Source organism: Streptacidiphilus melanogenes (genome assembly GCF_000787835.1).
Taxonomy (GTDB): Bacteria; Actinomycetota; Actinomycetes; order Streptomycetales; family Streptomycetaceae; genus Streptacidiphilus; species Streptacidiphilus melanogenes.
Window position 1 is genome coordinate 1 of record NZ_BBPP01000091.1, and the last position, 9,066, is coordinate 9,066.

Sequence of the window (9,066 nt, forward strand, 5' to 3'; positions counted from 1 at the left end):
GGCGTCGGGCAACGGCAAGGGCCAGATCTTCGTGAAGGGCGAGGTCATCAAGACCGTGCCGGAGTCGAAGATCGTGGAGACCCTGATCGAGGAGGCCCTGAAGCTGGCCGAGCAGATGCAGGACGCGGGAGTGGAGTCCGGCACCCCGACCGTCGTCGCCGCCGAGTGATCCGTATCCGGTGACTCACGCCGAGTGATTCGCCGGGTTCCTGGGGTTGACGTGACCCGGCTGTCCGGGCCAACGTCGACCCCAGGCTGTGTTGTGTCGCGCCTTGGCTCAGGGGGTCGTCAGGGTCGCACGAGGAGATAGGGTGCCCCCGTGTTGAGCAGTTCTGTGGCGACCACGCGTGTGCTGACGCCCGCGGACCTGCCGGCCGCGCTCGAGGTGCTGGACCGCGACCCGATCGAGAACGCCTTCGTGGCCGCCCGCGTCGCCGTCGCCGGACTCGACGCCTGGCGGCTCGGCGGTGAGATGTGGGGCTTCTTCGAGCACGGCAGACTCGAGGCGCTGTGCTACTCCGGCGCCAACCTGGTGCCGCTGAGCGCCTCCTCCGCCGCCGTCCAGGCCTTCGCCGACCGTGCCCGCAAGCAGGGACGCCGCTGCTCCTCCATCGTCGGCCCCGTCGAGGCCACCGCAGAACTCTGGTCGCTGCTGGAGCCGCACTGGGGATCCGCCCGCGAGGTCCGCGCCCGCCAGCCGCTGATGGCGACATGGGAGCCGTCCCGCGAGATCGCGTCCGACCCCCGGGTGCGGCGGGTGCGCCGCGACGAGATGGACCTGCTGCTGCCGGCCTGTGTCGCGATGTTCACCGAGGAGGTCGGGGTCTCGCCTCTCGCCGGTGACGGTGGTCTGCTCTACCGCGCCCGCGTCGCCGAACTCGTCACCAGCGGAAGGGCGTTCGCGCGCTTCGAGGGCGACCGCGTGGTCTTCAAGGCTGAGATCGGCGCGGCGACGGAACGTGCCTGCCAGATCCAGGGTGTCTGGGTCGCCCCCGAGTTCCGCGGCCGCGGCCACTCGGAGAGCGGCATGGCCACCGTGGTCGACGTCGCGCTGCGCGAGGTCGCGCCCGTCGTGAGCCTCTATGTGAACGACTACAACGTGGTCGCACGCGCCGCCTACCGTCGGGTGGGGTTCACCGAAATCGGTGCGTTCATGAGCGTACTGTTCTGAAAATCGCGCGTGATGTGAGCGTCCTGTGTGCATGCGTGGTGCTTGTGTGACGATTGTGGATGCGCCCCTCTCGCACAGGCACGCGGAATGCATACACTCGCGCCGTCCTCGCCTCGGCGGACCGCGCGTGACCCGTCCGCGTCGGTCGCCGTCCCCGAGGCGCCCTCGAAGGAAGGACGGCGTGTGTTAAACCACCGGCGCAAGGCCCGTCGCCGCATTCCCCTGCTGGCCGGCCTGTTCACCGCTCTCCTGGGCCTCGTCGCCCTCGTGGGCAGTGCCATCGCCGCGACAGCCCCCGACGGACCGGGCGTTCCTGCCGCCCAGGCCTCCGCGACCCAGCCCCCCGCCGTGCCGAACCCCGACTGCACCCTGCAGGTGCCCGCGCACCCGCTCACGGCCGCCGGCCTCGCCACGCCCTACCGGCTCACCGCGACCGACGCGGCCAAGGGCCCCTGCCACGAGGCCGACCAGGCCCAGTCCGCCTTCGTCCAGGCCACCGTGCTGGACCCGGTCACCGGCGCGCTCTTTGTCTACAACCCCCTGGTGGTCGACCGCGGCACGAGCCCGGCCCGCCCGCCGGTCGTGCCGAAGCTGCCCGCGCACGCCGTGGTCGGCATCTGGTTCGGCTTCAACGGCACCAATCTGACGCTCCGTGGGAACACCGCCGCCGGACGCTGCGTCAACGGCACCCCCGGGTCGATCTTCGGCCAGTTCGCCTACTGCAACGCTCCCGCCTTCTTCACGGCCGCCAACCATGCCAAGCGGGCCGGGCGGCTCAAGGTGCCGCCGATCGGCGTCGGCCGCGACGGCGCGCCCTGCCCGACGACCCGCGACTTCGGCGTCGTCGACCAGGACCAGAGCGACAACGTCACCACCGCCTACCTGGTCACACCCGGCGGCCGCACCGCCCAGCGCACCGCGGCCGACACCGCGGCGCTCGGTCCCAAGGGCGCGGTCGCCCTGTTCAACGGCAGCGACAACCTGCTGCTCACCGCCTTCGTCGACCCCGCACTCGGCTGCACCCCCTGGGCCGCCCGCGACCTCGCCGACCCCGGTCACACCGCGACGTCCCTGGCCCTCGACGAGATCCAGGCCGCCGCTGACCAGCGCGCGCCCGTCGCACTCGTGCCGGCCAACGACCCGATGGTGCTCGGGCCGGGCGGGACGAAGAGCCGAGGCAAGACCGACCTCTACCGCGCCGGTGTCGACCAGCTCCCGGTCGGGCGCGGCGGCGGAACGGATCCGGGTGACGGGCCGACCTACTGCCGTCGCCTGGCCACCGTGGGCGCGGCACGGCTGGGCAAGGACGGCGCGATCTTCGCAGCCGTGGCCTCGCCGACCGACGGGCAGAACCTGCTGGACTTCCTGACCCAGCGTCTGACCGCCTCCCTGCAGAACCTCGGCTGCAAACAGCAGTTCCCGCCGCCTTCGGCGAGCCCGACGGCGACCGGTGCGACGCCCTCGGCCTCGCCCTCGGCGTCGGCCTCCGCACCCGCCGCGACCGGGTCGCCGACGGGCGCATCGACGGCGACGGCACCCGCCGCCGCCCCGTCCTCGTCGGGCTCCACGTCCGGTGATCCGGCGCCCGCTCCGCCCACCGGAGCGGCCACGCAGGCGGCGGCCCAGGCCGCCGCGACCGTGACCGGCGCACCGTCGCTGACCCTGGTCGGTGACACGGTCCCGAGCCCGGCTCGGGCCGCGACCGGCTCGACGCGCGGGCAGCTCGCCGACACCGGTGCCGACCCGCGGCTGTGGCCGATCGCGGGGCTGGGTCTGTCGCTGCTGCTGCTCGGCTCCTCCATCCGCCTGCTGGCCGGTGCCCGACGGCCCTGACCCACGTCGCCCTCCCCGCGACCCTGCGGCCCGGCAGCCTCTCGGCTGCCGGGCCGTATGGTTGATCGTCCGTCCGAGGCGGTAGCGTCCAGCCATGGACGAAGTTCGGATCGAGCCCGTCGATCTCGCCGAGTACGCCGCCGCCGCGCTGGACGTGCAGGCGGTGGCCTTCGGCCTCGGTCCGGAGGAGGTCGCGCTGCGGCTGCAGATCGTCCAGCGCCACGCGCGGCTGCCCGGCGTCCACGCCGTCGGCGCGCTGCAGGGCGGGATGCTCGTCGGCTTCGGCTACGGGATGCCCAACGACCGCACGCACTGGTGGTCCACCGTCATCGAGCCCTACCTCGCGGCCAACGGCAACGAGGCCTGGCTCGACGAGGCCTTCTCCGTCACCGAGTTGCACGTGCACCCGCGCTACCAGGGCTTCGGGTTCGGCCGTGCGCTGATCACGGCCCTCTGCGGGGCCAGCCCGCTGACGCACAGCATCCTCTCCGCCGTGGACCGGGAGACGCCCGCCCGCGCGCTCTACCGCTCGCTCGGCTACCGCGACCTGGCCCGGCGCGTCCTGTTCCCCAACACCGTGCTGCCCTACGCGGTCATGGGCGCTCAGCTGCCGCTGCCTACGCGCTCTTCCCGTCGTCCGGACGGCGCTCCGGGTGAGTGTGCTCCGCGTGCCGCTCCGCATGGGCCCGCCGGGCCTCCTTGAGCTGCTCGGTCACCATCGAGAGCCGGAACAGCGCCAGCACCAGCGCCGCGGCGAGGAAGCACCCCAGCGGGCCGTAGACGATCACGTCGTACTGGCTGCGCATCCACAGCGTGAGGCCCGACAGCGCGGGGACACCCAGCAGCACCAGCAGATACCAGCGTCCCGGCGCGACCAGGGCCAGAGCGACGGCCAGCAGCGGATAGAGCAGGAACGCGTGCGGCAGCGCGCCCGCGAGCAGCGCCGTGACCGGGACCAGCAGCGCCGCGAACAGCATCGGCAGCCGCGTGTGGTGAAGCCGCGGACGCAGCGCGGTGACGACGGTGCCGCAGTAGAGCACCGCGAAGATCCCCAGCACCAGCATCGCCAGCATGGGCCGGGGGTACTGCCCGTGCAGCACGTCCGAGACGAGCGGGACGAGCGCCAGCAGCACCCAGGGCAACAGCAGGTAAGGGCTGAAGCGGGGGGCGCGCGCGATCTCGTCGTCGGTCAGACGGCGACGGCGTGGCGGCTCTGCCACAGGAACATCACTCCGGGTCGGGGTCAGCAGTCGGGTCGGAGCATCGGTCGGTCAGGCAGGGGTTTCGGTCGGACAGAGTTTCGGTCGGGCAGGGGTCGGGGTCGGGCAAGGGTCACAGCATGGCGGCGAACTCGAGGAAGAGGGAGGCATGCCGGGTGTCGCCCACGTCCAGGCTCCACAGGCCCGCCTCGACCGTGCGGAACAGCGTCCAGGCGCGCAGCCGCTCGGGATCGACGGCGGCGTCGGCCGCGAGCCGCTGGACCCGGCGCCGGGCGGCGGCCTCCGGCCCCGGCGAGCCGGCGAGGGTCTCCAGCCGGTCCTGGGCCAGCCACGCCAGGTCGTAGGCGCGCTCGCCGACGAGCGGCTTCGGGTCGATCGCGAGCCAGGGCGAGCGCTCGGCGGCCAGCACGTTGCCGTGGTGGTAGTCGCCGTGCAGCAGCAGCGCCTCCTCGCGGGAGACGGAGTCCTGCAGCAGAGACGCGGACAGGTCCAGCGCCTCGTCGACCAGCGGCCGCAGCTCCGCGGCGGCGGGCAGTGCCCGACGGCGCGTCAGCGCCTCCCGCAGGCTGCCGACGTAGTCGGAGACGGTGGTGAACGGGTGCGCCTCGGGCGGCGCGACCCAGAGCCGGCGCAGCGTCCCCAGTGCCTCCAGCATCGCCTTGTTCTCCGGCAGGGAACGCAGCGACACCTCGCCCTGGGCCCGCTCCAGCAGCATGGCCCGGTCCTCCGGCGCGCAGGCGTAGACCCGTACGGCGCCGTGCCCGTCCCAGTGCGCGAGCGCTGCGTGCTCCTGCTCGCCCTCCGGGTCCGGGTACCCGAGCTTCAGCGCGGCGGGCGAGCCGTCCGCCCGGCGCACCAGCAGCACCAGGCTGATCTGCCCACCGGGCTCGCAGACCCGCTCCAGCGTCAGCTCCCACCGCGCGAGGTACGCCGACGCGAGCCCCGGCAGCGCGTCGAGCCACGCCTGCCCGGCGTCGGACGCCCAGCAGCGAACGGTGTCCTGAAGCCGTGCGGGAATGCTGAAGGCAGGTGCCGTCATGCTCGCCCTTCGTCGTGATCGGGTGCTGCCATTGTCGGCCATCGGGCTGTGAGCCCGACAAGAGGCCGAGGCCCCGCCGTGCACGCAGGGGAGTCGCACCCCTCCCGTGCGCGGGGCTCTGCTGAGGTGCGGCTCCTTCCCCGGCCTTCGGCCGGGGATCGTCGCGCCTGCGCGGCGGAGCCGTGGATCGATGCCGTCCCGCGCCTCGGCGTCCTGCAGGCGCAGAGCGGACCTCAGCGCTCGGGGAGGCCCGGGAACGGGGTCGGGGCGGCACCCCAGGAGAGGGCGCGGAGGGCAGCGGCGCGCAGCTGGGTCGCCGCGTCGGCGCGGAAGTCGTCGGTGCCGGCCTGGACCGCGTTGGCGTAGACCGCGGCGAGGCGGTTCTCCAGCAGGGCCGCCAGGCGGCGGGCCGAGGAGGCGTCGGTGACCTGGAACGGCAGGGCGTACGCGGCTGCGGCGGCGTGCGGCGCGGCCCCGGCCGAGGTGATCACGGCGTCGAGCGCGTCGCGGCGCTCACGGTGCAGCTGGTAGTCGGACGTCGCCTGCGACCGCGGTCCGCCGCTCAGCTGCGCGCCGAGGACGCCGTAGCCGTAGACCGTGGCCTCCTCCGCCGCCAGCGACGCCTGCCAGGCGTCGAGCTCGGCGGCGCTGGGACGGAGCCGGCCCGGGCTCGCCGCGCCGGCCTGGGGCAGGTGCCCGCCCAGCTGCGACCCACGCTGCGCGGCCCCGGCGGCTGTCGAGGCCAGCAGCCGGGCCAGTGCCGGCGAGGTGACCAGCAGCTCCGTCGAACAGAGCGTGACCAGCGCGGTCTCGCCGCTGGCCAGTGACGCGTCACTGGCCAGGACCCCGCCAGCCGGAGAACCGGAGGCGGAGGCAGAGGCGGAAGCAGAAGCCGGGGTGGAAGCCGCGGCGGACGGGGGCGCCGAAGCGGTCACTCCCAGCGCGGTGGCCTGCGCCGCCAGGCCGCGGCGCAGCTCTGCGTGCGGGTGCGCCGCGTTGTCGTACCCGGCGAGTAGCGTCGTGATCGCGGCGCCGACCCGCTGCCGCGCGGCGGTGTCGGGGTCGACGGGGGTCGGCCGCGGCCGGGCGCGTCCGGCGTGCGTCGTCGGGGACGCGCTGCTGCCGCACGCGGTGAGCGTGGTGAGCGCGGCGAACAGCCCGGCCGAGAGCAGGCTGCGGCGGCGGAGAGAAGCGGCCATGAGCAGGGACGTTACCGCGTACAGCACATTTGTGTGAGTGGCGAGGTGATTTGTGCCGAATCGGCGGTGGGCGGGCCGACCGGTTAGGCTATGGGCGCACTTGAGACCTTCCGACAACAGCAGACGCGGCCGAGGAGTATTCGGATGAGCACCACCCTGAACGATCGGCTGCACGAGCTGCTGGAGCCGCTCGCCGCCAAGGCGGGTGCGGACCTGGAGGAGGTCAAGGTCGCCCGTATCGGGGGCAGCCGGGTGCTGGAGGTCGTGGTCGACGCCGACGGCGGCGTGGACCTGGACACCGTGGCCGAGCTGAGCCGCGAGTTCGGCGAGGCGCTCGACGCCACCGACCTGATGGGCGAGTCCGAGTACCGGCTGGAGGTCGGCTCCCCGGGCGCCGAGCGCCTGCTGACCCAGCCGCGCCACTGGCGCCGGGCGGTCACCCGTCTGGTCAAGGCCCAGCTGGCCGCGGGTGGCGAGGTCACCGGCCGGGTGATGGAGTCGGACGACGACGGCGTGCTGCTGGAGATCCCGCCGGTGAAGGGCCGCGGCAAGGCCACCGAGCGCCGCCTGGCCTTCACCGAGATCGCCAAGGCGCGCGTGCAGCTGGAGTTCAACCGCAAGGACTCCGCTGCCGAAGAAGAGATTGTGGACGACATCGAGCTGGACGACGCCTCCGACGAGGCGTGAGTCCCTAACTTAAGAGAGAAGAGGAGGCGTAGCCATGGACATCGACATGAGCGCCCTGCGCGGACTCGTCCGCGAGCGTGAGATCAACTTCGATCTGCTGGTCCAGGCGATCGAGTCGGCCCTCCTCATTGCGTACCACCGCACTGAGGGCTCGCGCACCAAGGCCCGGGTGGAGCTGAACCGCGAGAACGGCCATGTGACCGTCTGGGCCACCGAGGACCCCGACGAGGTCGACGAGGGCGCCACCCCGCGCGAGTTCGACGACACCCCGACCGGCTTCGGCCGGATCGCGGCGAGCACCGCCAAGCAGGTGATCCTGCAGCGTCTGCGTGACGCCGAGGACGAGACCACCTTCGGCGAGTACGCCGGCCGTGAGGGCGACATCGTCACCGGTGTGGTCCAGCAGGGCAAGGACCCGAAGAACATCCTGGTCGACATCGGCAAGATGGAGGCCATCCTGCCGCCGCAGGAGCAGGTGCCGACCGAGGAGTACAAGCACGGGCTGCGCCTGAAGTGCTACGTCGTCTCGGTGAAGAAGGGCGTGCGCGGTCCGTCCGTGACGCTCTCGCGCACCCACCCGAACCTGGTGAAGAAGCTCTTCGCCCTGGAGGTACCGGAGATCGCCGACGGCAGCGTCGAGATCGCCGCGATCGCGCGCGAGGCGGGCCACCGCAGCAAGATCGCGGTGTGGACGGACCGGCAGGGTCTGAACGCCAAGGGCGCCTGCATCGGTCCGATGGGCCACCGGGTGCGCCAGGTCATGGGCGAGCTGATGGGCGAGAAGATCGACATCGTCGACTGGTCCGAGGACCCGGCGGAGATGGTCGCCAACGCCCTGTCGCCCGCCCGGGTGACAAAGGTCGAGATCGTCGACTACGACACCCGTTCGGCCCGCGTCACCGTGCCGGACTACCAGCTCTCGCTGGCCATCGGCAAGGAGGGCCAGAACGCCCGTCTCGCCGCCCGGCTCACCGGCTGGCGGATCGACATCCGGCCCGACACCGAGGGCTCGGACGCGGCCGGGGAAGCTTCCGGCGCCTGAGCGCGTTCAGCACGCGGGGAGTCACTCAGACGAACGACCCGGTCGCACAGCGCTTGATCGCCTGCGGATAAACGGGGTCGGAACGAAGACCATCAGAGGGGTAGACTTGGACGTGTCTGGCCGGACGCGTACCGCTGCATGCCCGGAACGCACCTGCGTGGGGTGTCGGAAGCGAGCGGCCAAACACGATCTGCTGCGTGTCACGGTGATCGAGGACGCCTGCGTCCCCGATCCCCGCGGCACGTCGCCCGGTCGGGGAGCGTATCTGCATCCCGAGCCGGGCTGCCTCGTGTCGGCCGTGCGCCGACGGGCGTTCCCGCGGGCGCTACGCCGGCCGGGTCCGTTGGACACCGCAGAGCTCGAGCGGTTCCTCGAGGCACGTGCCGCCGCATCGCAGGCGGCGGCGGAGTAGCAGTAGCACAGTGAAGTGTCAGGTAACAGGTACCTCGCGAAGTCGAAAGTAGGTCGAGATTGCGATGAGCACTCGATGAGTACGCGATGAGTACGAGCATGAAGCAGTAGAGACGGTCCGGCGGAGAACCCGGACCAGAAGGAGCGAAGTGGCTAAGGTCCGGGTATACGAACTCGCCAAGGATCTGGGCGTTGAGAGCAAGGTCGTGATGGCCAAGCTCCAAGAGCTCGGTGAGTTCGTCCGTTCGGCGTCGTCGACCATCGAGGCGCCTGTTGTTCGCAAGCTGGAGCTTGCGTTCGGTGGCGGCAACGCCGCCAAGTCCGCGTCGGCGAAGTCCGCCGCGCCCAAGCCGGCTGGTGCCGGCCCGAAGCCGGGTGCGCCGCGCCCGGCCGCACCCGCTGCTCCCAAGCCGGGTGCCCCCAAGCCTGCCGCGGCGGCCCCCGCCGCGCCGGCTGCCCCCGCG

General features: G+C 72.5%; 10 protein-coding genes and 1 pseudogene. 8 read left to right on the plus strand and 3 right to left on the minus strand.

The features are described from left to right. From TR49_RS43430 to TR49_RS39115, 4 genes and pseudogenes are all read left to right on the plus strand, one after another. A pseudogene (locus TR49_RS43430) lies at positions 1 to 169 on the plus strand (flavodoxin-dependent (E)-4-hydroxy-3-methylbut-2-enyl-diphosphate synthase); the annotation flags it as partial. A gap of 153 nt (positions 170 to 322) precedes the next feature. Next, positions 323 to 1,171 carry a GNAT family N-acetyltransferase gene (locus TR49_RS39105; protein ID WP_439654173.1) on the plus strand — a complete coding sequence of 283 codons (849 nt, stop codon included), beginning with the start codon at positions 323 to 325 and terminating at the stop codon, positions 1,169 to 1,171. Positions 1,172 to 1,354: 183 nt separating this feature from the next. After that, positions 1,355 to 3,004, plus strand: a complete 1,650-nt coding sequence (locus TR49_RS44795) for a hypothetical protein (RefSeq protein WP_063770274.1) — start codon at positions 1,355 to 1,357, stop codon at positions 3,002 to 3,004. 94 nt (positions 3,005 to 3,098) lie between these two features. Continuing rightward, positions 3,099 to 3,707, plus strand: coding sequence for a GNAT family N-acetyltransferase (locus tag TR49_RS39115; protein ID WP_084725865.1), 609 nt, complete (start codon positions 3,099 to 3,101; stop codon positions 3,705 to 3,707). Here TR49_RS39115 and TR49_RS39120 read toward each other — a convergent pair. From TR49_RS39120 to TR49_RS44865, 3 genes are all read right to left on the minus strand, one after another. Beyond that, positions 3,622 to 4,224 (minus strand): hypothetical protein, encoded by a 603-nt coding sequence (locus TR49_RS39120; RefSeq protein WP_042391175.1) that lies wholly within the window; start codon positions 4,222 to 4,224, stop codon positions 3,622 to 3,624. The two genes, TR49_RS39115 and TR49_RS39120, sit on opposite strands and share 86 nt — an antisense overlap. A gap of 112 nt (positions 4,225 to 4,336) precedes the next feature. Next, a complete protein-coding gene (locus TR49_RS39125; protein ID WP_042391178.1) occupies positions 4,337 to 5,263 on the minus strand; it encodes an aminoglycoside phosphotransferase family protein in 927 nt (308 codons plus the stop codon). A gap of 233 nt (positions 5,264 to 5,496) precedes the next feature. After that, a complete protein-coding gene (locus TR49_RS44865) occupies positions 5,497 to 6,462 on the minus strand; it encodes a ferritin-like domain-containing protein (RefSeq protein WP_176572845.1) in 966 nt (321 codons plus the stop codon). Between the two features lie 144 nt (positions 6,463 to 6,606). Here TR49_RS44865 and rimP point away from each other — a divergent pair, with 144 nt between their 5' ends. The 4 genes from rimP to TR49_RS42305 form a co-directional block, all read left to right on the plus strand. After that, the gene (rimP, locus tag TR49_RS39135) at positions 6,607 to 7,149 is read left to right on the plus strand and encodes a ribosome maturation factor RimP (protein WP_042391180.1); all 543 of its coding nucleotides are present in this window, start codon (positions 6,607 to 6,609) and stop codon (positions 7,147 to 7,149) included. 34 nt (positions 7,150 to 7,183) lie between these two features. Next, positions 7,184 to 8,191, plus strand: a complete 1,008-nt coding sequence (nusA, locus tag TR49_RS39140) for a transcription termination factor NusA (protein WP_042391182.1) — start codon at positions 7,184 to 7,186, stop codon at positions 8,189 to 8,191. Positions 8,192 to 8,303: 112 nt separating this feature from the next. After that, entirely contained in the window at positions 8,304 to 8,603 is a 300-nt protein-coding gene (locus tag TR49_RS42300) for a YlxR family protein (protein ID WP_084725866.1), read from the plus strand. A gap of 148 nt (positions 8,604 to 8,751) precedes the next feature. Then, on the plus strand, positions 8,752 to 9,066 hold a 315-nt coding region (locus TR49_RS42305), incomplete at its 3' end, for a translation initiation factor IF-2 N-terminal domain-containing protein (RefSeq protein WP_174501641.1).

Coding starts and splice junctions, on each gene's coding strand:
- TR49_RS39115 (WP_084725865.1), top strand. CDS start 3,099: ATGGACGAAGTTCGGATCGAGCCCGTCGATCTCGCCGAGTACGCCGCC.
- rimP (WP_042391180.1), top strand. CDS start 6,607: ATGAGCACCACCCTGAACGATCGGCTGCACGAGCTGCTGGAGCCGCTC.
- nusA (WP_042391182.1), top strand. CDS start 7,184: ATGGACATCGACATGAGCGCCCTGCGCGGACTCGTCCGCGAGCGTGAG.
- TR49_RS44865 (WP_176572845.1), bottom strand. CDS start 6,462: ATGGCCGCTTCTCTCCGCCGCCGCAGCCTGCTCTCGGCCGGGCTGTTC.
- TR49_RS39125 (WP_042391178.1), bottom strand. CDS start 5,263: ATGACGGCACCTGCCTTCAGCATTCCCGCACGGCTTCAGGACACCGTT.